The sequence below is a fragment of the Caulobacter vibrioides OR37 genome, assembly GCF_000372645.1.
GTDB classification, from domain to species: Bacteria; Pseudomonadota; Alphaproteobacteria; order Caulobacterales; family Caulobacteraceae; genus Caulobacter; species Caulobacter vibrioides_E.
In genome coordinates, this window is sequence record NZ_APMP01000021.1 from 1 (window position 1) to 21,375 (window position 21,375).

At 67.7% G+C, this 21,375-nt stretch carries 19 protein-coding genes and 1 pseudogene; 7 read left to right on the forward strand and 13 right to left on the reverse strand.

Going from position 1 to position 21,375, the window contains the following annotated elements; genetic code table 11:
- Positions 1–148: 148 nt before the first annotated feature.
- A pseudogene (locus tag OR37_RS22425) lies at positions 149–283 on the forward strand (hypothetical protein); the annotation flags it as partial.
- Between the two features lie 68 nt (positions 284–351).
- On the opposite strand, the gene flhA reads toward OR37_RS22425, so the two are convergent.
- The 10 genes from flhA to OR37_RS21995 form a co-directional block, all read right to left on the reverse strand.
- A complete protein-coding gene (flhA, locus tag OR37_RS14560) occupies positions 352–2,454 on the reverse strand; it encodes a flagellar biosynthesis protein FlhA (protein ID WP_004621423.1) in 2,103 nt (700 codons plus the stop codon).
- A 132-nt stretch (positions 2,455–2,586) separates the two neighbouring features.
- Positions 2,587–3,954: a sigma-54-dependent transcriptional regulator FlbD gene (flbD, locus tag OR37_RS14565; protein ID WP_004621427.1), complete on the reverse strand. Its 1,368-nt coding sequence runs from the start codon at positions 3,952–3,954 to the stop codon at positions 2,587–2,589.
- 33 nt (positions 3,955–3,987) lie between these two features.
- A complete protein-coding gene (gene fliN / locus OR37_RS14570; protein ID WP_004621428.1) occupies positions 3,988–4,320 on the reverse strand; it encodes a flagellar motor switch protein FliN in 333 nt (110 codons plus the stop codon).
- 15 nt (positions 4,321–4,335) lie between these two features.
- Entirely contained in the window at positions 4,336–4,971 is a 636-nt protein-coding gene (locus OR37_RS14575) for a FliH/SctL family protein (protein ID WP_004621431.1), read from the reverse strand.
- A gap of 13 nt (positions 4,972–4,984) precedes the next feature.
- The gene (gene fliG / locus OR37_RS14580; protein ID WP_004621434.1) at positions 4,985–6,007 is read right to left on the reverse strand and encodes a flagellar motor switch protein FliG; all 1,023 of its coding nucleotides are present in this window, start codon (positions 6,005–6,007) and stop codon (positions 4,985–4,987) included.
- On the reverse strand, positions 6,007–7,671 hold the full coding sequence (fliF, locus tag OR37_RS14585) for a flagellar basal-body MS-ring/collar protein FliF (RefSeq protein WP_004621436.1): 1,665 nt from the start codon (positions 7,669–7,671) through the stop codon (positions 6,007–6,009). The genes fliG and fliF overlap by 1 nt, the downstream gene beginning before the upstream one ends.
- 270 nt (positions 7,672–7,941) lie before the next feature.
- Positions 7,942–8,223: a CtrA inhibitor SciP gene (gene sciP / locus OR37_RS14590; protein ID WP_004621438.1), complete on the reverse strand. Its 282-nt coding sequence runs from the start codon at positions 8,221–8,223 to the stop codon at positions 7,942–7,944.
- Positions 8,224–8,391: 168 nt separating this feature from the next.
- Positions 8,392–10,158: a flagellar hook protein FlgE gene (flgE, locus tag OR37_RS14595; protein WP_004621441.1), complete on the reverse strand. Its 1,767-nt coding sequence runs from the start codon at positions 10,156–10,158 to the stop codon at positions 8,392–8,394.
- A 120-nt stretch (positions 10,159–10,278) separates the two neighbouring features.
- Complete coding sequence (locus OR37_RS14600; RefSeq protein ID WP_004621442.1) at positions 10,279–10,998, reverse strand: flagellar hook assembly protein FlgD; 720 nt, start codon at positions 10,996–10,998, stop codon at positions 10,279–10,281.
- Between the two features lie 10 nt (positions 10,999–11,008).
- The gene (locus OR37_RS21995) at positions 11,009–12,883 is read right to left on the reverse strand and encodes a flagellar hook-length control protein FliK (protein WP_035017471.1); all 1,875 of its coding nucleotides are present in this window, start codon (positions 12,881–12,883) and stop codon (positions 11,009–11,011) included.
- A 424-nt stretch (positions 12,884–13,307) separates the two neighbouring features.
- On the opposite strand from OR37_RS21995, the gene flgK reads away from it, so the two are divergent.
- The 5 genes from flgK to OR37_RS21860 all read left to right on the forward strand — a co-directional run bounded on the left by flgK (position 13,308) and on the right by OR37_RS21860 (position 18,276).
- Positions 13,308–15,416, forward strand: coding sequence for a flagellar hook-associated protein FlgK (gene flgK, locus OR37_RS14610; protein WP_004621446.1), 2,109 nt, complete (start codon positions 13,308–13,310; stop codon positions 15,414–15,416).
- A 3-nt stretch (positions 15,417–15,419) separates the two neighbouring features.
- Positions 15,420–16,343, forward strand: a complete 924-nt coding sequence (locus tag OR37_RS14615; RefSeq protein WP_004621448.1) for a flagellin — start codon at positions 15,420–15,422, stop codon at positions 16,341–16,343.
- A 67-nt stretch (positions 16,344–16,410) separates the two neighbouring features.
- Positions 16,411–17,631: a tRNA 2-thiouridine(34) synthase MnmA gene (gene mnmA / locus OR37_RS14620; RefSeq protein ID WP_004621450.1), complete on the forward strand. Its 1,221-nt coding sequence runs from the start codon at positions 16,411–16,413 to the stop codon at positions 17,629–17,631.
- 55 nt (positions 17,632–17,686) lie between these two features.
- Positions 17,687–18,136 carry a hypothetical protein gene (locus OR37_RS14625; protein ID WP_004621452.1) on the forward strand — a complete coding sequence of 150 codons (450 nt, stop codon included), beginning with the start codon at positions 17,687–17,689 and terminating at the stop codon, positions 18,134–18,136.
- Positions 18,133–18,276 carry a hypothetical protein gene (locus tag OR37_RS21860; RefSeq protein WP_004621454.1) on the forward strand — a complete coding sequence of 48 codons (144 nt, stop codon included), beginning with the start codon at positions 18,133–18,135 and terminating at the stop codon, positions 18,274–18,276. Before OR37_RS14625 ends, OR37_RS21860 begins: the two co-directional genes overlap by 4 nt.
- Before the next feature lie 116 nt (positions 18,277–18,392).
- On the opposite strand, the gene OR37_RS14630 is transcribed toward OR37_RS21860, so the two are convergent.
- From OR37_RS14630 to OR37_RS14635, 3 genes are all read right to left on the reverse strand, one after another.
- Entirely contained in the window at positions 18,393–18,683 is a 291-nt protein-coding gene (locus OR37_RS14630) for a hypothetical protein (protein ID WP_004621457.1), read from the reverse strand.
- Between the two features lie 71 nt (positions 18,684–18,754).
- Positions 18,755–19,198: a hypothetical protein gene (locus tag OR37_RS21115; protein WP_200864141.1), complete on the reverse strand. Its 444-nt coding sequence runs from the start codon at positions 19,196–19,198 to the stop codon at positions 18,755–18,757.
- Positions 19,199–19,437: 239 nt separating this feature from the next.
- Entirely contained in the window at positions 19,438–19,938 is a 501-nt protein-coding gene (locus OR37_RS14635; RefSeq protein WP_004621459.1) for a winged helix-turn-helix transcriptional regulator, read from the reverse strand.
- Positions 19,939–20,174: 236 nt separating this feature from the next.
- Here OR37_RS14635 and OR37_RS14640 point away from each other — a divergent pair, with 236 nt between their 5' ends.
- Complete coding sequence (locus OR37_RS14640) at positions 20,175–21,362, forward strand: acetyl-CoA C-acyltransferase (RefSeq protein ID WP_004621460.1); 1,188 nt, start codon at positions 20,175–20,177, stop codon at positions 21,360–21,362.
- Positions 21,363–21,375: the final 13 nt, after the last annotated feature.

The window sequence follows — 21,375 nt, forward strand, 5'->3', positions numbered from 1 at the left end:
GTCGCCTTTCTCTTCTCTGCCCTGTCTGGCGAGTTTTCTACCCTCTCACCCTCCCACGCCTGCGGCGTGGGCCCCTCCCTCTCTCCATGAGAGAGGGAATCCGGTTGGCGTCCGACTAGGGTCGCCCCCAGTCTCCAGCCTAAATCCAGAAGCCCGATCTTCCCGGCGAATGCCGGGATCCAGGTCGAACCCATGAGAGCCCAACTCTTGAGCTCGGAGCGATGTCGCATCATCCCCAGCCGCTCTTGATGAATCTGGGCCCCGGCGTTCGCCGGGGAGGTCGGCTTATGGGAAACGTCAGATTGGGGTGAAGCGACGCGCCGATCACCGAGCGTTCACCTAACCCCGCCCCTACACCATCCCCACCGTCTTCAGCCGCGCGCGGGGGTGGATCTCGTTCTGGCTCATCACCACGGTCTGGCCGCGGAAGCGTTCGATAATCGAGCGGACATAGGGGCGGATGCCGGGGCTGGTCAGCAGCACGGCGGCCTCGCCGGCCAGGGCGGCGCGTTCGAAGGCGTCGCGGACGCCGCGGATGAAGTCCTGCAGGCGCGAGGGCGGCAAGGCCAGCTGCTTGTCGTCGCCGGGGCCGATCAGCGCCTCGGCGAAGGCCTGCTCCCAGTCGGCCGACAGGGTGATGATCGGCAGGGCGCCGTCGTCGCCGCGATTGGCCCAGCACAGCTGGCGGGCCAGGCGGGCGCGAACCTGCTCGACCAGCTGGGTGACCGAGGCCGTATGCGGCGCGGCCTCGCCGATGCCTTCCAGGATCTGCGGCAGGTCGCGGATCGAGACCCGTTCGCGCAGCAGCGATTGCAGCACGCGCTGCACCGTGGTGGCGGTGGCCGTGCCCGGGATCAGGTCGTCGACCAGCTTCTTCTGCGCCTCGGGCAGCTCCTTCAGGAGCTTCTGCACCTCGGCGTAGGACAGGAGGTCGGCCATGTTCTCCTTGAGGATCTCGGTCAGGTGCGTGGTCAGCACCGTGGCCGGATCGACGACCGTGTAGCCCCGGAAGGTGGCCTCCTCGCGCAGGTCGTCGGCGATCCACGTGGCCGGCAGGCCGAACGCCGGCTCGCGCACGTGCTCGCCGGGCAGTTCGACCTGGCCGCCGCGCGGGTCCATGCACATCAGCATCCCCAGCCGCACCTCGCCGGCGCCGGCCTCCATCTCCTTGATCCGGATGGCGTAGCCCTGGTTGGCCAGGCGCATGTTGTCGAGGATGCGGACCGGCGGCATCACAAAGCCGAACTCGCTGGCCAGGGTCTTGCGCAGCGCGCGGATCTGGTCGGTCAGCTTGCGCCCGTCCAGGTCGTTGATCAGGGTCAAGAGGCCATAGCCCAGCTCGATCTTGACGTCGTCGATGGCCAGGGAGGCGCTGATCGGCTCTTCCTCGGGCTCGGCCGGGGCCGCCGCCTCGAGCGACGCCGGGTCGATCGGCTTGGGCTTCTTGGCGTCCTGCACGCGCTTGTAGGCCAGGGCCCCAGCGGCCAGGGCCACGGCGGCGAACGGGATGATCGGCATCCCCGGGATCAGGGCGATGACGCCGGACGAGGCCGAGACCATGCCCAGGCCCACCGGGTTCATGGCCAGCTGGGTGACCAGGGCCTTGTCGGCCGAGCCCTCGACGCCGGCCTTGGAGACGACCATGCCGGCGGCGATCGAGATGATCAGGGCCGGAATCTGGCTGACCAGGCCGTCGCCGATGGTCATGATGGTGTAGGTCGAGGCCGCCTGGCCGATCGGCAGGTGGTGCTGGGCCACGCCGATGACGATGCCGCCGACGATGTTGATGCCGGTGATGATCAGGCCGGCGATCGCGTCGCCCTTCACGAACTTGCTGGCGCCGTCCATGGCCCCGAAGAACGTGCTTTCCTGCTCCAGCTCCTTGCGGCGGATCTTGGCCCCTTCCTGGTCGATCAGGCCCGTCGACAGGTCGGCGTCGATCGCCATCTGCTTGCCGGGCATCGAGTCCAGGGTGAAGCGGGCGGCCACTTCGGCGATCCGGCCCGAACCCTTGGTGACGACCATGAAGTTCACCACCACCAGGATGATGAAGACGATCACGCCGATGACGAAGTTGCCCTGCATCATCAGATGGCCGAAGGCCTCGATGACGGCGCCCGCGCCCCCCGTGCCCTCTTGGCCGTGACCCAGGATCAGGCGGGTCGAGGCGATGTTGAGGCCGAGGCGATAGAGCGTCGCGACCAGCAGCACGGTCGGAAAGGACGTGAACTCCAGCGGCTTCTTGATCAGCACCGCCGTCATCAGGATCAGCACGGCGCCGGTCAGCGAGACGGCCAGCAGCAGGTCCAGCAGGATGGACGGCACCGGCAGGATCAGCAGCACGATGATGCCGACGACGCCCAGGGCCAGGCCCATTTCGCCGCGCAGGATCCCGTTGACCAGCGACTTGGGGCTGGGCAGGGAACTGGCGGTCGAGGCGGCGGCGTCAGCCATGCGAAACCTTGAACGGTGGATGGAAGGCTAGACCAGCGCTTGAAGCGATTTGCGGTCGACCGCCATCTCGTTAACCAAAATTAGCGCGACGCGGCGCCGGACCGATGGTCGCGGCGGCGCGATGTCCCGTCGCTAGGCGGCGGCGCCCACCCCGCCCTGCGGCGGCGGGACCGGCACGCCGGCGTCCGAATATTCCTTGAGCTTGTTGCGCAGGGTGCGGATCGAGATGCCCAGGATGTTGGCCGCGTGGGTGCGGTTGCCCAGGCAGTGCTCCAGGGTGTCGATGATCAGCTTCTGCTCGACCTCGGCCACCGTCGAGCCCACGAAGGCGCGGGAGACGGCGTCGGCGGCCATCTGGGCGCCGCGCGCGACCTGGGCGTCGGGGGCCGGCGCCATCTGCTGGCCGTCGGGCAGACGGATGGCGAACTCCTCGATCTCCGCGCCGGTCGACAGCAGCACCGCGCGGTGCATGGCGTTTTCCAGTTCGCGGACGTTGCCCGGCCAGCGGTGGGCGATCAGGCGGCGCTTGGCCTCGGCCGAGATCGGCTTTTCCGGAATGCCGTTGGCGGCCGAGTACTTCTTCACGAAGAACTCGCACAGGCTGATCACGTCGGCGGGACGTTCGCGCAGCGGCGGCAGGCGCAGGTTCACGACGTTCAGGCGATAGAGCAGGTCTTCGCGGAACGTCCCGTCCTTCACGGCCTGGGCCAGGTCGCGGTTGCTGGTGGCCAGGATGCGGATATTGACCTTGACGGGCTTGGAGCCGCCGACGCGGTCGATCTCGCGTTCCTGGATGGCGCGCAGCAGTTTGGCCTGCAGGCGCACGTCCATTTCGCTGATTTCGTCCAGCAGCAGGGTGCCGCCGTCGGCTTCCTCGAACTTGCCGACGCGACGGGCCAGGGCGCCGGTGAAGGCGCCCTTCTCGTGGCCGAACAGTTCGCTTTCCAGCAGGTTTTCGGGGATGGCGGCGCAGTTGACGCTGATGAACGGCGCCTTGGCCCGACGCGACTTGGCGTGGACGTAGCGGGCCATCACCTCCTTACCCGAACCGCTTTCCCCGGTGATCAGGATCGAGGCCTCGGACGGCGCCACCTGGTCGGCCAGCTTGATGACCGACTCCATGGCCGGGTCGCGGACGACCATCGGCTTGTCGTCGTCGGTGACGGCGGCCAGCACGGCGGCGATCAGCTCGGCGTCCGGCGGCAGCGGGATGAACTCCTTGGCGCCGGCCTTGATCGCGGCGGCCGCGCGCATCGGATCGGCGTCGACGCCGCAGGCCACCACCGGCACCCGCATCCGTTCGGCCTCGTTGGCGGCGATCATCCCGGCGATGTCGAGCGTGTAGTCGACCATCAGGAGGTCGGCGCCCTGCCCCGCCCGCAGCGCGTTGGTCGCCTGCTCCGTCGTTTCGACGTGCGAGACCTTCGCGCCCGCGTTCATCGCCATCTTCACGGCGACCGAGAGCTGCCCGTTCAGTTTTCCGACGACCAGAAGCCGCATCTCTTACTCTCCCTCTCGAACGACCACCGGGCGTCAGCCCTGGTCGCCGTCCTTGATGATTTCCGTCATGGTCACGCCCAGGCGCTCGTCGACGACGACGACCTCGCCCCGGGCGACCAGGCGGTTGTTGACGTAGATGTCGATCGCCTCGCCGACCTTGCGGTCCAGCTCCAGGATCGAGCCCTGGCCCAGCTGCAGCAGCTGCGCCACCGACATGTGGGCGCGCCCCAGCACGGCCGAGATATTGACCGGCACGTCGAAGACCGGCGCCAGGTCCGAGGCGGTCTTTTCGGTCAGCTCGACGGGCATTTCGGAGGCCAGCATCGCGCCGCCGAATTCGTCGAGGGTCAGGTTGTCTTCGGCCATGGGGATCAGCCTTCGCTAGGAAAACATGGGTTCGGCGTGGAGGCCTTCGGCGGCGATCGCCGCCTCCAGCGCTTCGGCGACGCGTTCCGCGGCGCCCTGGGGATCGAAGGCCGCGCGGCCGTCGCCCCAGTCGAAAGTGAAGGCCGCGGGCGCCATGGCGCCGTCGGCGCGCGCCACGATCTGGCCCTGATAGCCGATCTGCGTCGCGACGTTCTCCAGCGCCTGCTGGGTGCGTTCCTCCAGCTCCGGAGAAACGCGAACGAAGATGCGCGGCTGGGCCTCGACCTCGCGAGCCAGGCTCTCCAGGGCCGCCACGATCGGGGCCTCGGGAAAATGGCGCAGAGCCGCGTCGGCGATCTTGCGCGCGCAGGCCAGGGCCAGCTGAGCCGAGCCCTCGCGGTGTTCATGGGCCACGGCCGACAGGGCGCTGAAGGCCTGCTGGACGGCATGGGCGACGTCCGCCAGGGCCTGGGCGGCCTCGCGCTCGGCCTGGACCACCGCCGAGCGCTCGCCCTGCTGGTAGCCCTCGGCGCGGGCCGCCTCGACGTCCTCGGCGGTGAAGTTCTTCTTCACCCGAGGCGGAGCGTAGGCCACGCCGCCGCGATCGTCGAAGACCGTGTCGAAGCCGAATTTGCGGTGGGGCGTGTCCATCTTTCCATCCGCCTCAGTAGATCAGCTCGTCGTCGCCGCTGCTGCCAGCCAGCATGATCTCGCCCTTCGCGGCCAGGTCCTTGGCGACCTGGACCATCGCGACCTGAGCCGCGTCGACGTCCTTCAGGCGCACGGGGCCCATGCTTTCCATGTCCTCGCGCATGATCTTGGCCGCGCGTTCGGACATGTTGGACATGAACATGTCGCGCAGCTTGTCCGAGGCGCCCTTCAGGGCCAGGGCCAGCTGCTCCTTCGGCGTGCCGCGCAGCAGGGTCTGGATGCCGCCCGGATCCAGCTTCGACAGGTCCTCGAACACGAACATCAGGGCCCGGATGCGTTCGGCGGCCTCGCGGTTGCGCTCTTCCAGGGCGGCGATGAAGCGCGCTTCCGTCTGGCGATCGAAGTTGTTGAAGATCTCGGCCATCATCTCGTGGCTGTCGCGCTTGGAGGTGCGCGCCAGGTTCGACATGAACTCGGTGCGCAGGGTCATCTCGATCTTGTCGAGAATCTCGCGCTGAACCGGCTCCATGCGCAGCATCCGCGTCACGCATTCCAGGGCGAAGTCTTCCGGCAGGCAGGCCAGCACGCGGGCGGCGTGATCGCTCTTCACCTTCGACAGGACCACCGCGACGGTCTGCGGGTATTCGTTCTTCAGATAGTTGGCGAGCACGGCCTCGTTCACGTTGCCGAGCTTGTCCCACATGGTGCGACCCGCCGGACCGCGGATCTCCTCCATCAGGGCGTCGACCTTCTCGGGCGGCATGAACGAGGCCAGCAGGCGCTGGGTCTGCTCATACGAGCCCATGATCGCGCCCGTCGAGCTCATGCCCGAGACGAATTCGACCAGCAGCTCCTCGACGACCGAGGCCGACACCGTCCCAAGGCCCGCCATGGCCTGGGAGACTTCCTTGATCTCCTCGTCGTCCAGGGATTCCCAGATCCGCGTGTGCTCTTCGCCGAGCGCGAGCAGAACGATCGCGGCCTTTTCGGGTCCCGAGAGATTCTTCAGGTCGGTGACGGCGACTTTCATGGCCATCAGTTCGACTCGTGCAGCCAGTTACGGAGGATCGCGACCGATTCATCCGGATGCTTGTCGACAAATTCCGACACGCGCTTGATCGACGAGGCCTTAACCTGACCCTCGATCTTGGCGATATCGATGCGCGAGTCGATCTCGCTGCTGGGGACCGGGCCGGCGATGGCGATCGGCTCGCCCGACTGGTCGACCACGACCTGCTGCTGGGTGCCGTCGGAAAGAGTGATCACGCGGGTCACCGGCTGACCGCTCGGCCCCGCCAGGGCGATCTGGCCCGGCGCCGGCTCCGACAGGTTCTTGATGAACGGGCGAACCGCGAACAGCAGGATCAGCAGCGCCACGACGCCCAGCACGCCCAGCTCGGCGAAGCGCATGATGTCGTTCTTGTCGAAGCCCGCCAGCAGGCCCGCCTTCTCCAGACCCTGTTCCTCGGGCGTCGGGAACTTGATGTTGGTGACCTTGACCTGATCGCCGCGCGTGGCGTCGTAACCCACGGCCGTCTTCACCAGATCCTCGATCTGCTGGATCTCCTGGGGCGTGCGCGGGGTGTAGGCGCCCGGCTTGCCATCCTTGCCGGCCGGCGCGGTCACGCCGTCGATGGCCACGGCCACGGCCACCTTCTTGACGGTGCCCGGCTCCTGCACGGTGGTCTTCACCGACTTGGAGATCTCGTAGTTGGTGACGCTCTCGTTGGCGCCCGACTTGGAGCCCAATTGCTGGAAGCCGTTGCTGGCGTTCTGCCCGGGCACGTTCGACGTGGCGGTCGCGCCGCCGCTGTCGTCGTTCTTGGTCTCCGACGACGAATTCTCGTTGGTGCTTTCCGAGCGAACCACCTGGCCGTCCGGATCGAACTTTTCTTCCTGGGTCGTGACGCGATCCAGATTGATGTCGGCGGTGACGTTGACGCGCGCCTTGCCCGGGCCCAGCACGCCTTCGACCATGTCCTTGACGGTCTTGGCGATGCGCTGCTCGACCTCGGCCTTGCGGTCCTGGGCTTCCTTGCCGGCCAGGCTGTCATCCGACGGCGCCGACAGGGTCTTGCCGTGCTGGTCGATGACCGTGACCTTCTCGGGCTTCAGGTTCGGAACCGAGGAGGCGACGAGGTTCTGGATCGCGCGCACCATGTCCGTCGCCGGCTCGCGGCCGCCGACGCCGATGGTGACGGCGGCGGAAGGCTGTTCGGCGTCCGCCTCGAACAGCTGGCGCTTGGGCAGCACCAGATGGACGCGGACCGCGTTGACTCCCTGCATGGCCTTGATGGTGCGCTCCAGCTCGCCCTGCAGGGCGCGCTGGCGGTTCAGCTGCTGGACGAAGTCGGTCTGGCCCAGCGCGTTGTTGCTGTCGAAGATTTCGTAGCCGATGGAGCCGGAGCTGACCAAGCCCTTGCCGGCGACCATCAGGCGGGCGCTGGCGACCTTGTCGCGCGGCACCATGATCGTCGAGCCGTCGCCCTTGGTCTCGTACTTGATGCCGGCCTGAGCCAGGGCCTGGGTGACCTGCGAGGCTTCCTTCAGGTCGAGGTTGGAATAGAGCAGTTCATTGGGCTCCTTGCCCATGAACATGACCAGGGCCACCAGCACGGCGACGACGCCCGCGCCGACGCCCAGCATCGCGGCCAGACGCCCGACGCCAAACTGCCTGATCGACCCCAGAAAGCTTTCCACGAAGCCTCACCCTTGATCCCAACGCCCCTGAAGGCGACCGTCGCGCAAACCAGAAGCGCCCGGCGGTAGGCAGGATTTACCCAGTGCAAGGTAAACGAGGCGTTTATATTCGGCGGCCAGCGCGGTCAGCGGCGGCGCCAAAACGTCGCGGCCGCCCCCTTTCGGACGCGGCCGCTGAACGATTTCAACCCGTCAGGCGCGAGGCCTTCAGGACATTTTTCGAGCGGACGCGGGCGGCCAGATCGGCAAGCCCGCGCATAGATCGCCCGTCTAGCGGTACTGCTGGATCCGCGTCGTGCGCAGACCCGCCATCCCGTGGCGCTCGATCGATTGCTGCCAGGCGAGGAACTCCTCGTTGGTCAGCTTGTAACGATCGCACGCCTCATCCAGCGAGAGCAGACCCCCGCGGACGGCGGCGACGACCTCGGCCTTGCGACGGATCACCCAACGCTGGGTTTCCGGCGGCGGCAAGTCGGAGAGAGTCAGAGGCGCACCGGTCGGACCGATGACGTACTTTTCACCCCGGCTGTTCGTGCGCTGCTGCTGCAACATGGCTTTACGCCTTTCCCACAACCATCACTGTTGAAGGCCACTATAGGCGCCGCCTAATAACAGCGGCTTAATTCCAATAGTAAAGAAAGGCCTAAACAAGATGGATCCCCAGCACTCACAAGTGTCTCGATGTGAAACACAAGAATTAAAGATCGTTAATCGCTATGATCAGCGCTTAATATTCAACAGTTCTTCGAGCATTTGATCGGCGGTCGTGATGATCTTCGACGACGCCGAGTAGGCGCGCTGAGTGGTGATCAGCCCCGTGAATTCAGTAGACAGATCGACGGTGGAAGCTTCCAGGGTCGAGGGCGCCAGCGCGCCGGCCCCGCCGGTGCTCGGAGCCTTGAGGCTATAGGTGCCGCTTTCGTTGGTGACCCGATAAGCATTGCCGTTGACCGCCTTGAGTCCGTTCGGGTTCGAGAAGGTGGCGACGGCGACCTGGGCGATCCGGCGGGTGACGCCGTTATCGAAGATCGCCGAGACGTAGCCCTGCTCGTCGACCGAGATGCTGGTCAGGTTGCCGAAGGCCGTGCCGTTGGTGTTCACCGACTGGACGACCGACTGGCTGTTGTACTGGGTCAGGCCGCCCGCGGCGCTGGCCAGGTCGATCTGGACGGATTGCGTGTCGATGCCCAGACCGTCGGCCCAGGTCGGGGGGGTCACGGCCGGCGGCGTCGCGGGCGCGGTGCCCGAGGCCTGGATCGTGATGGCGGTCGGGTTGGTGCCGCCGAACAGGTTGCCGGTGCTCTGCAGCTTGCCGTCGGTGGTGAAGGTCACGATGCCCGAATTGATCAGGCCGTTGGCGTTGTTGGCCAGGTCGCCCGGCTTGGCGCGCAGTTCGGCGTACCATTGGTTGGGGCCCGGGCCCTTCAACATCGACAGGGTCACGGTGCGCTGGCCGCCCTTGGAGTCGGACAGCGGCAGCTGGATTTCGAAGTCCGGCTTGACGCCCTTGGTGTTGTCGAGCGCGTAATCCGCCATCGAGTTGGTGGCCGGATCGTAAAGCTTGCCGGCCTTGGCGTCGGCGTCGTCGGTCGCGCCGCCGACGATGCCCAGGGCCGAGAGGTTGACGGTCTTGGGCGGCGTGCCGGTATCGATGTTGACCGTGGTCAGCGAGCCGGAGGCGGCGGCCGCGGCCTTGGGCTTCAGCGTCGAGGTCGCCAGCGCCCCGGTCGTGGCGTTGTAGCCGACGATGCCGGTGGCCACGACGACGCCGTTCTCCTTGATGTCGACCTGATATTCGTTGTTGCCGGACGCGGCCGGGTTGGCCACGCCGGTGGAGCTGTAGACGACGTCATAGCTATGGGTGCCGCCGCCCGAATCCGCCACGCCGGTCTTCGACGGCGATCCGGCGGTGCCGACCTTGTAGGAGACGGCGGCCGCGACCGGCTGTTCGGAACGCAGGTTGGCGTTGACCCCGACGCGGGTTGTCTGTTCGGCGGTGCCGCCGACGGTGCCGACGTTGATCGACGACAGCTGAGTGAGGTCGGAGGGGTCGGGCGTGATGACGCCCGTGACCGGGTCGGCGAGCCAGCCTTGCAGGTAGAGGCCGGCGTCGTTCTTCAGGTAGCCGAGATTGTCCAGCTGGAATGAACCGGCGCGGGTGAAGGACCGCGTGTCGGTGGCCGTCAGGTTTTCCGGCTTTTCCGTGGTGACGAAGAAGCCCGCGCCCGAGATCGACAGGTCCAGGTTCGAGGTCGTCGACTGAGTCAGACCCTGCTGGCTGATGAACTGGTGCGTCTGGGCCTTCACGCCGCCGGCGCTGTAGGATTGGTTCTTGTTCCCCGAGGTGACCAGGGTGGAGAAGTTGGCGGTCGAGCGCTTGTAGCCGACCGTGTTGACGTTGGCGATGTTGTCCGAGATCGCGGCCAGGGCCGAGGAATTGGCGATCAGACCGGAAACGCCGGCGAGCATGGCGCTGTTGATGCTCATGACTGAAGTCCTGCTCTAAAAGGGGTGCGGGGGCTCAGCGCTGTTTGCGTTTGGGTCCGGGGGAAGATCGTCTTCCGGGGACCGCGTCGGCGTCGTTCTGACGCCCGGTCGATGGGGGCGTCAGGCGGCTTGGGCGTTCGACTGACTGTTGTTGGAATTGGCGGCGGTGTTGGAAACGCCGATGACGTTGTCGACGGGGATCGAGACCCCATCGATGATGACCATCGGATTGCCGGTGGAGTTGTCGATGGCGCTGACGAGGCCAGTGGTGCGGCCCTTGACGTTGGTGGCCTTGATGTCCTTGCCGTCGCCGCCCTTCGCCGTGACGGCGATCGTGTAGACGCCGCCGTCGGGCAGCTGGGCGCCGCTGTCGTCCTTGCCGTCCCAGGTGATGGTGTGATTGCCGCTCTTCTGGTCGTCCGGCGTCAGCGTGCGGACCACCTTGCCGGCGGCGTTCTTGATATCGACCTGCAGCGAGGTCGACGCGCCCGGCTGGGTCCACGAGAAGGTGGCCGAACCATTCTGGAGGGTCGAGGTGTCGGTCGTGGCGGTCACGATCTTGCCCATCATGCCGACGCCCTCGGACAGGCCCGTGCCCGTGTTCATGCCGACCAGCGCGGCCAGCAGATCGTTGGTGACCAGCTGCTGCTCCACCCCGGTCATCGAGGTGATCTGCTGGGTCATCTGGTTCGTGTCGGTCGGCTGAAGCGGATCCTGGTTCTTCAGCTGGGTCGTCAGCAGGCTCAGGAACGTCTGCTCGTTGTTGGCCAGCGACGTGCGCGAGTTGTTGATCTTGTCGAGAACCGACTGCGTGTTCTGCGAGTTGATGGCGGCGGTCATGCGCGGGCTCCTAGATCCGAATGTCCAGACCGCCCTCGGCGGCCGTCTTGAGACCCGGCAAAAGGTCGGCGGGGGTGATGGCGATGTCGTCGTCGGCGTTCATGGCGGCCTGGAAGGCCCGGCCGCTGAAGCCGCCGCGCCCTTGGTCGTTCCAGCCGTTGAAGGCCAGGAACGGGTTGGAGCCCTGGCCGCCGTTCTGACTGGAGACGTCGAACGACAGGCCGTTGTCGGGCACGTTGAAGCCGGCGTCGGACAGGGCTTGGCGCAGCTCCGACGACTTGCCCTTCAGCTCCTGGGCGGCGTGGGCGGTGTCGAACTGCATCGACGCGGTCAAGGCGCCGTCGCGGCCGATCTCGATCCGAACATTGACCTTGCCCAGACCCTCGGGGGTCAGGGCGACGTCGAAGCGGGTGGTCTTGGCGTCGGCCTTCTTGACGATCTCGGCCGACAGGGCGGCCACGGTCTCGGGCGAGCCCCGGACCTCGGCGGGCGCGGCGGCCGCGGCGGTCGCCTGGGTCTGCGGCGCGGTCTGGATCGGAGCCGCGAAGACGTTCGTGTCGACGGTCGGCGCCGCTTGAGCGGCGGCGGCCGTCGGGGCGTCGATCGAGGCGACGGCGGCGTTGTCAGCGGCCTTGCCCTCGACCGTCGTCTGGCCCTTGCCGGTGGCGACGGCGGTGACGGCGGCGGCCGTCTCGACCGCGACGGCGTCGGCGGCCTTGGTCTGGGCCTGGGCCGGTTGGGCGACGGCGGGCTGGGCGGTCTTGGTCGTCGAGGTCGGGGCGGCCTTCACGGCGGCCTGGGCGGCGTCCGGCGTCGCGGTCTCGATCGCGGCCGTGGTCGTGGTCGCGTCGGCGGTCCCGGCCGGGACGGTTTCGGTGGCGGCGGCCTGGACGGCGACGTCGATCGCCGCCGGCGCGGTCGTCGGGGCGGGCGCGGTCGGCGCGGTCTTGACCGGAGCGGCGGCCGGACCCTGCGCCGTCTTGGTCGGAGACGCGGCCGCCTGGGACGGCGTCGCGGCTTGTTGGGCCTGCGTCGCGACGGCCTGAGCCGCGGCCAGGTCGGCCGCCGACGCCGGAGTCGCGGCGGCCTGGCCCGCCAGCTTGGCCAGGGCGTCAAGGGCGGCGGCGTCCGCCGCTTGACCGGTCGGCGCATTGACCAGCGCGGTCTGGGTCGCCTCTGGAGCGACGGCCAGCGCGGCTTGCTGGGTTTGCGGCTGGACCTGAGCGACCGCCGGCTTGGCGGCGGCGTCGATCACGGCGGCGAAGGCCGTGGCCGCGTCGGCCGCCTTGCCGTCGGTCGTGGGTTTGGCCTCGCCGGCGGCGGCCAGCGGCGCGGTCTGGGTCGGGACCTGAGCCGGAACCTGCATGGCGGCGATCAGGGCGGCGGCGGCCTGGGCCGCGGCGTCCTTGCCGTCGACGGCCGCGTCCTGGCTGGCCTTCTGGGCGGACGCGTCATCGGCGGCGCTGGCCTTGGCGTCCTTGGCTTCGGCGTTCTTGCCCTGGGCGTCCTGGGTCGCCTTTCGATCATGGACGGCGTCGGCGCGGGCGTCCTTGGCGTCCGAGGCCTTGTCCGAGGCCTTGGCGTCGGCGGCCGCGTCGCTCCTGGCGTCGCGGGCCGCGTCGGCGCGATCGGAAGCCCGATCGGCGGCGCGCGTATCACTCCTCGAGTCCGAGCGGGGGGCCGCGTCCGACGGTCTCGAGTCGCGGGTGTCATCGTTCGCATCGGCCCGCGAGGGCGCCGGAGCCCGGGGCGGCGGCGCGCTGTCGTCGTGATTGGCGCCGACCGTGGCCAGCAGCGTATCGAAGCCGTCGCTGGGCGACTTGACGCTCGCCACCGGAGTCGGGGCGGGCGGCAGGGCGGCGGGGGGTGCGGCGATCGCGGTCATTCGCAGTCGGGCTCGGTTCCGGCGGCGCTCCATGACGGACGCGCCTTTGTGCGGCGTTCCCCTACGCAACGGTCGGGCCAACTCCCAAAATCGAACCAAGACACTGATTCAATTGATTTTAATTCCCCGTTTACGAAGAAAAATATTGGTCCGTGTGGCGCTTTTTGCCGGGTGGCGTCGCCGTCGAAGGGCCTGGCTTGCCGCGTCGGCGCGTCGCGGGTTCGGTTGGCGCCCTCCTTGCGCATGGTTCCTCGTCGAATATCCGACACCCGGAACAAATCGCCATGAATTTCAGTGGCTTGGCATATATCGGGGGACTGATCCCCTCCCCGACCCGGCAAGTTTCGCCGGGCAAGGGCGCGCCGCGTGTTGCGCGGTTTGCCGGGCGCGAATGGGCGATGCGCGCGTCTAAGGGAGCATCCGCATGTCGCTGAGCGCGATCATGAGCACGGCGACGTCCGGCATGATGGCCGCGCAGACCGGTCTGCGCGTCACGTCGGACAATATCGCCAACGTCAACACGGCCGGCTACGTCCGCAAGACGATCAGCCAGTCGAACCTGATCTCCAACGGCATGGGCGTCGGCGTCAGCATCGACGCCATCAAGCGCGCCACCGATCGCTTCCTGCAGTCGGCCTCGCTGAACGCCAGCTCCGACAGCGGCGCGGCGGCGGCCAAGGCCGACACGCTGAACAGCGCCCAGCAGCTATTCGGCGACCCCAGCAGCGACAGCAGCTTCTTCACGACGCTGGACAACGTGTTCTCGGCCTTCTCGGCCGCTCAGGACACGCCGTCGTCGATGCTGCTCCGCGGCCAGGCCCTGTCCAACGTCGACACGTTCCTGAGCGAATCCAGCCGCATCACCTCGTCGATCTCCAAGCTGGGCAAGGACGCCGACACCCGGGTCTCGGCGGACGTCGACCAGGTGAACGACCTCTTGAGCCAGATCGACGGCCTCAACAGCGATATCACGCGGGCCAAGGTCGCCGGAGCCGACTCCACCGGGGCCGAAAACGTCCAGAGCGGTCTGATCGACCAGCTCTCCAAGCTGATGAACGTCCAGGTCAGCCCCCGCGCGGCGGGCGGCGTCATCCTGCGCTCGACCGAGGGCCTGAACCTGGCCGGCGACGGCGCGGCGAAGATCACCTACCAAACCTCGGCCACCGCCAACAGTTATCTGACCGTGCAGCTGGCCACCGGGTCGGTGAACCCCACGCCCCTGAACATCTCGAGCGGCGAGATCAAGGGCCTGATGGATCTGCGCAACGCCGACCTGCCCAATCTGTCGGACCAGCTGGGCGAATTCACCTCGCGCGCGGCCGAGGCGATCAACAAGGCCTCCAACGCCGCCTCGGCTGTCCCGGCCCCGAGCGTCCTGACCGGCCGAAACACCGGCCTCGACGCGCAATCGGCGCTCAGCGGCTTCACGGGCAAGACCACGATCGCCCTGACCGACAGCAGCGGCGTCATCCAGCGCCGCGTCGACGTCGACTTCGACGCCGGCACGATGACGGTCAACGGCGCGGCGGGCCCGACCTTCACCCCGGCCAACTTCATTGCCCAGCTGAACACCGCCCTCGGCGGCCAGGGCTCCGCTGGGTTCTCAAGCGGCGCCCTGTCGCTGTCGGGAAATGGCGGCCTGGGCGTGGCGGTGGCCGACGATCCGACCACCCCGTCCAGCAAGATCGGCAAGGGGTTCAGCCAGTATTTCGGCCTGAACGACATCATCCGCACCGACGGATATTCGCCCTATGAGACAGGCCTTCAGCCCACCGACCTCAACGGCTTCACGGGCACGATGACCATTCGCCTGACGGATTCGGACGGCGGACGCATTCGCGACGTCAATGTCGACATGCCCGTCGGCGGCACGATGCAGGACATGATGGACGCGCTGAACTCCCGCGCCACCGGCGTTGGGATGTACGGTCAGTTCAATCTGAACGCCAAGGGCCAGATCAGCTTCGTCTCCAACACCACCTCGCCGGTGACGATGTCGGTCGTGGCCGACACCACCGAGCGGGGAACGGGCGGCCCGTCGGCCAGCCAGCTCTTCGGGATCGGTCCCGCCGAACGCAGCACCCGCGGGTCGAAGTTCTATGTGAACACGGCGATGGAGCAGAACCCGGCCCTGATACCCTTCGCCAAGCTGGACACCACCCAGACGGTCGGCGGCAGCGCGGCCCTGGCGGTCGGTGACGGGCGCGGGGCGCTGGCGCTGGCCAAGGCCGGCGAAACCACGCTCGACTTCTCGGCGGCGGGCGACGCCTCGGCGGCCACCATGACCGTCTCGCGCTATTCCTCGCAATTCGCGGGATCGGTGGCCCGGCAGTCGGCCAACGCCTCCAGCCGCAAGGACGCCGCCGATGCGGTGAGCAGCGAGGTGCAGAGCCAGAGACAGTCGGAGGAAGGCGTCAACCTCGACGAGGAACTGATCAACCTCACCACCTATCAGCAGGCTTTCAACGCCTCGGCCCGCCTGATCCAGGCGACCAAGGACATGTTCGACACCCTGACCGGCATCCTGAGATAAGCCATGACCCGCGTCTCGACGATCCAGAACTACAACATCATGACCTCGAACCTGATGAAGGCTCAGATCAACCAGAACACGGCTGGTCAGGAGGTCTCGAGCCAGAAGGTCGCCACGGACCTGAAGGGCTACTCCAAGGACGCGGAGATGCTGACCGCCATGCGCGGCACGCAGGCCCGCATCGAGGGCCTGATCGACCAGAACAAGCAGGTGACCAACAGGCTGGCCACCCAGGACAGCGGCATCGGCAAGGTCGCCGACTCCACCAAGAGCGCCCGCGACGCCGTCGCCAACGCCTTGGCCGCCGGCAACGCCACGACCCTGATGCAGCAGCTCCAGTCCAGCTTCAGCGACGTGGTCCAGGGGCTGAACACCAAGTCGAACGGGCTCTATGTGTTCTCGGGCGCCAAGACCGACACGCCCACGACCTCGGCCTCGACCATGGCCGACCTGACCGCCGGGCCGCCGACGGCCTCGCTGTTCAACAACGACCAGTATGTCGCCACCGCCCGGATCGACGAGCAGACCAACGCCAATACCGGCATCCTGGGCGACAAGCTGGGGACCGGCGTGTTCGACGCCTTCAAGTCGATCCAGGCCTATGTCGACGCCAACGGCCCGTTCACCGGCAACCTGACCGACGCCCAGACCCAGTTCCTGAAGAGCACCCTGTCGACCTTCGACACCGCCTACAACGGGGTCGTCAACATCCAGGGCCAGAACGGCGTCACCCAGAAGCGCTTCGAGAGCGCCCAGACGGACCTCTCGAACCAGGCCGACACCCTGACCTCGATGGTCGGCGGCATCACCGACGTCGACATGGCCAGCGCCATCACCCGCCTGCAGTCCGCCCAGCTGGCCGTCCAGGCCTCGGCCCAGGTGTTCAGCAGCCTGCAGGCCTCCTCGCTGCTGAACGTGCTGAAGTAGGCGCCCTCGACGTCACAGGGAGGGGCGCGAACTCGCAAACCCGCTCCTCAGCCGCTATATGGCGGCGATGACCGCCGACGCCTCGACCTCCGCCGCCTCGCAAGACCCCGACGCCCTGATCGCGCGGGCGGTCGAGCAGGCGCGCGCGGCCGTCGGCCTGCCGGAAGGAACGCGGATCGTCGCGGCCATGTCCGGCGGCGTGGACTCCACCGTCACCGCCGCCCTGCTGGCCCGCGCCGGCTACGACGTGGTGGGCGTCACCCTGCAGCTCTACGACCACGGGGCGGCGATCTCGCGCAAGGGCGCTTGCTGCGCCGGCCAGGACATCCTGGACGCCCGCATGGCCGCCGAGCGGATCGGCATACCGCACTACGTCCTCGACTACGAAAGCCGCTTCCGCGAACAGGTCATCGAGGACTTCGCCGACGCCTATCTGCGCGGGGAGACGCCGATCCCCTGCGTGCGCTGCAACCAGACGGTCAAGTTCCGCGACCTCTTGGACGTCGCCCGCGACCTCGGCGCCGAGGCCATGGCCACCGGCCACTACGTCCAGCGCGGGATGCCGGCGGGCGCCAACCGGCCGCAGCTGCGCCGCGCCGCCGACCCGGCCAAGGACCAGAGCTACTTCCTGTTCGCCACCACGCGCGAGCAGCTCGACTTCCTGCGCTTCCCTCTGGGCGGCATGGACAAGCCGACCGTGCGCGCCGTCGCGGCGGGCCTCGGCCTCTCCATCGCCGACAAGCCCGACAGCCAGGACATCTGCTTCGTGCCGGAAGGCAAGTACACGACGGTGATCGACCGCATCCGCCCGCAAGGCGCGGAGCCCGGCGATATCGTGCACCTGGACGGCCGCGTGCTGGGCCGCCACGAGGGCGTGACCCGCTACACGATCGGCCAGCGCCGGGGCCTGAACGTCGCCGTGGGCGATCCGCTGTTCGTGGTCCGCATCGACGCCGACAAGCGCCAGGTCGTCGTCGGCCCGCGCGAGGCTCTGCTGACCGCCGCCCTGACCCTCAAGGAAGGCAGCTGGCTGGGCGGGCAGGACGACCTGGACACGGCCGCCGCCGAGGGCCAGCCGGTCCTGGCCCGCGTCCGCTCGACCCGCGAGCCGGTCCCCGGCCGCCTGACCCTGCTGGACGGCGAGGTCGCCGTGGCCTTCGACGGGACCGAGGAAGGCGTCGCTCCCGGCCAGGCCTGCGTGCTCTACGATCCGGCCGATCCCGAGCGCGTTCTGGGCGGCGGGTTCATCGCGCGGGCGGTGCGCGCCATGGATTTGGCGCCGGCCTGATTGGATCGAAAGACCTCCGCCAGGGTTCCGCAAGGAACACCCCCCGGAGGTCCCCATGCTTCGATCCCTGCTTATCGGCCTTTCGGCCGGCTCCCGCGCGCTGACGCCGCTGGCCACGGTCAGCGAGGCGGCCCGCAGCGGCCAGCTCTCCGACGCCAATCCAGCCGTGCGACTGCTGGCCCATCCGTTGTTCTCGGCCGGCTCCAAGGCGCTGGCGGCGGGCGAGCTCTGGGGCGACAAGCTGAAGTCGGCGCCGGACCGAATCGTGCCCGCCGGGATCGCCGCCCGCCTCCTGGCCGGGGGCCTGTCGGGCGCGGCCCTGGCGCCGCGCAAGCATCTCCTGCTCGGCGCGGCCCTCGGAGCCGGCGCGGCGGTCGCCGCGTCCTACGTCACCTTCGACGCGCGCATGAGGGCGCTGCGCCGCTGGGGACAGACTTCGACCGGCCTGGTGGAAGACGCTCTGACCGTCGGGGCCGCCCAATGGGTGGTGCGAGGCGCGAAATGACCAAGCCAAGGCCGCCGTCCCCCAAGCCGCCCGAACCGCCCAAGCCCGCCAAGGTCACCGCCGAAGGCGTCCGCCGCCAGCGACAGCACATCAAGGACCTGACCGGCGAGGATCCGCTGCGGGGCGGGGTGGCGGATTAAGGCGCAGCCGAAAAAGCGCCGTCATGCCCGCCCTGAAATAAGGGAATGCGCCGACACGATCTCCGCCGCCGGAAGCGGCCATCGTGAAGGTCACGGAAGGTCGTTAGGGGACGTCCTTAGGGATGGTTTGAGCCGAAAAGCACAACCTCGCCTTCGGTGGCGACGTACTCGTTGCCTTTCGCGTCCTTCAGTCCGAACAGTGTCCCTTGCTCGTTTTTCTCAGCTTGGATCACGACCACGGCGCGACGCGCACCGTTGTCCACAATGAGATGGGCAAACTGCGGGACGCTAATTGGCGCGGGTGAACCGGAAGGCTTTCCGTCCACCAGAGAGAGAAAAACGGCGTCGCCGCGCTTGAGATCGGCTTCAGTCGCCAACCTGCCACTGACGAAGCCTGACTTGGGCAAGGGCGGCCATTCTCCGGCTGCGATGTTAGTGGAGGGGACGAGCGCTAGAAGCGCAGCTAGCCAGCGCATACTTAGTCCCAGTCCCCCTTGTTGATCTTGGCAATCCAGTCGTGATCGAGATTCATCACCGCTTCTGCTAGTTGATGATGGCCCTTGGACACCGCTACCGCAGCAGTAGCCGCAATCGCCAGGTCTTCGCCCCAGGCTTCGCTCAGATGGGCGGCGGCGCAATCGGCGAGACCCTGAATAGCGTCGTGATAAGCCTGTCTGAGAAACTCAGGAACTTCCGGTCCAGCCCCCTTTAATCGCGCCACATCAACTGAAGCCGGAAGAAGGAAAAAGCTAAAGTCAACTGGTCCAGGTGCGGAAAGAGCGATCCTGACGAGGTGCGGAACCGCAGCGTAGGACGCGCTGTAGACATTTCCCTGATGGCAAAGGCTCGACCAAAGGGTGAACCACGGCTCATCATTGGCACCCATCTGCCTCGGGTTTTCTTCGAGGCGGCAGAGAAGCATAGGGACGTCCGATGCCGCTCCATATGCGTGGACGAGGCCTGACCAGCGATCATCTTTGAGCTGTAGCATAGGTTATCGCATCTCACGACGCACGGTCGTGGCGCAATGTCTGACTAGAGTCGTGAGAAGCCATCAGCGCCGAATCCAGACCCTCGGATAGCCACCGCCAGCCATTGTCGGTATCGGGTCATTCCCGCCCATGTGGCGGGAATGACGGTTGCGGTCGCCGAAGCGGTAGCTCACTCGGCCGCGACCTTCACGGCCTCCAGGGCCTCGCCGACGGTCGGCCCTTCGGCGTCCCGGGGGACGCGTTCGAGGTCGCGGCGACTCACGACCTCGCCGCAAGCCTCGCAGGCCAGCACCGGATGGAACGCGCAGCCGCAGGTCTTGTGCCTGAACAGGATCGGCGAGTTGTCGCGACCATAGACATAGCGGTCGCCCCATTCGGCCATGGTCAGCAGCACCGGCGACAGCGCCAGACCCTTCTGCGTCAGCCAATATTCGTGGCGCGGCGGGCGCTCGGAATAGCGCCGCGTTTCCATGACGCCGTGGCCGACCAGGGTCTTCAGCCGGGCGGCCAGGACATTGCGGGCCACGCCCAGCCGCTCCTGCCACTGCTCGAAGCGCTTCACCCCGGCGAAGGCGTCGCGGAGGATCAGCAAGGTCCACGGATCGCCCACGACTTCCAGCGTGGCGGCGACCGAGCAACGTTCGTTCGTATAGTCAGCTGTGCGGCCCATACGAGGAGGGTGAGGCGTTCCGCGAGGGAAAGCAAGAGAGCGTTGCGTTTGAATATGAACTGGGGTAGGTTTTTTATCGCAATTGACTCTCTCGGTTATTGCCAACTGGCGAGCGACCTCGGCGATCCCCCGTCGACGGCCGCTCGCCGTCCTCTTCCTGGCGCGCGCCGCCCCTTGCGCTTCGCGCGCCGATGAGGGCCTATCCCGCCTCGAAAACAAGTTCAGGGAGCTACCCGATGTCCGCCGCCGATCCCGTCGTCATCGTTTCCTACGCCCGCACGCCGATGGGCGGCTTCCAGGGCGCGTTGGGCGGCGTGAAGGCGACCGAGCTGGGCGCCGCCGCGGTGAAGGCGGCCCTGGAGCGCGCGGGCGTGGCCGGCGACAAGATCGAGCAGATCTTCATGGGCTGCGTTCTGCCGGCCGGTCTGGGCCAGGCCCCGGCCCGCCAGGCGGCGCTGGGCGCGGGCCTGCCGATCTCGGTCGAGGCGACCACCGTCAACAAGATGTGCGGCAGCGGGATGCAGGCCGCGATCATGGCGCACGACGCCCTGGCCGCCGGCAGCGCGGACCTCATCGTGGCCGGCGGCATGGAGAGCATGACCGGCGCGCCCTACCTGCTGTCCAAGCACCGCGGCGGCGCGCGCATCGGCCACGATCAGATGTGGGACTCGATGTACCTGGACGGCCTGGAAGACGCCTATACGCCGGGCAAGCTGATGGGCGCCTTCGCCGAGGACACGGCTCAGGCGCACCAGTTCACCCGCGAGGCCATGGACGACTACGCGACCAAGGGCCTGGCCAAGGCCAAGCGCGCGATCGAGACCGGCGCGTTCAAGGCCGAGATCACCCCCGTCAACGTCACGACCCGCAAGGGGACCGAGGTCATCGACACCGACGAACAGCCGCTGAAGGCCGATCCGGCCAAGATCCCCACCTTGCGTCCGGCCTTCAGCCGCGACGGCGGGATCACCGCCGCCAACAGCAGCTCGATCAGCGACGGCGCCGCCGCCCTGGTCATGACGCGCCAAAGCGTCGCCGAGGCCTTGGGCCTGCCGATCGTCGCCCGCGTGGTCAGCCACGCCGCCCACGCCCAGGAGCCGGCCCAGTTCGCCACCGCGCCGGCCCCGGCCATGCGCAAGGCGCTCAGCAAGGCCGGCTGGTCGGTCGAGGACGTCGACCTGTTCGAGGTCAACGAGGCCTTCGCGGTCGTGGCCATGTACGCCCAACAGGCGTTGGGCATTCCGGAAGACAAGCTGAACGTCAACGGCGGCGCCTGCGCCCTCGGCCACCCGATCGGCGCGTCGGGCGCGCGAATCCTTTGCACCCTGATCTCGGCGCTTCAGGCGCGCGGCGGCAAGAAGGGGCTGGCGAGCCTGTGCATCGGCGGCGGCGAGGCCACGGCGATGGCGATCGAGCTGGTCTAGGCCCATCTGGCGA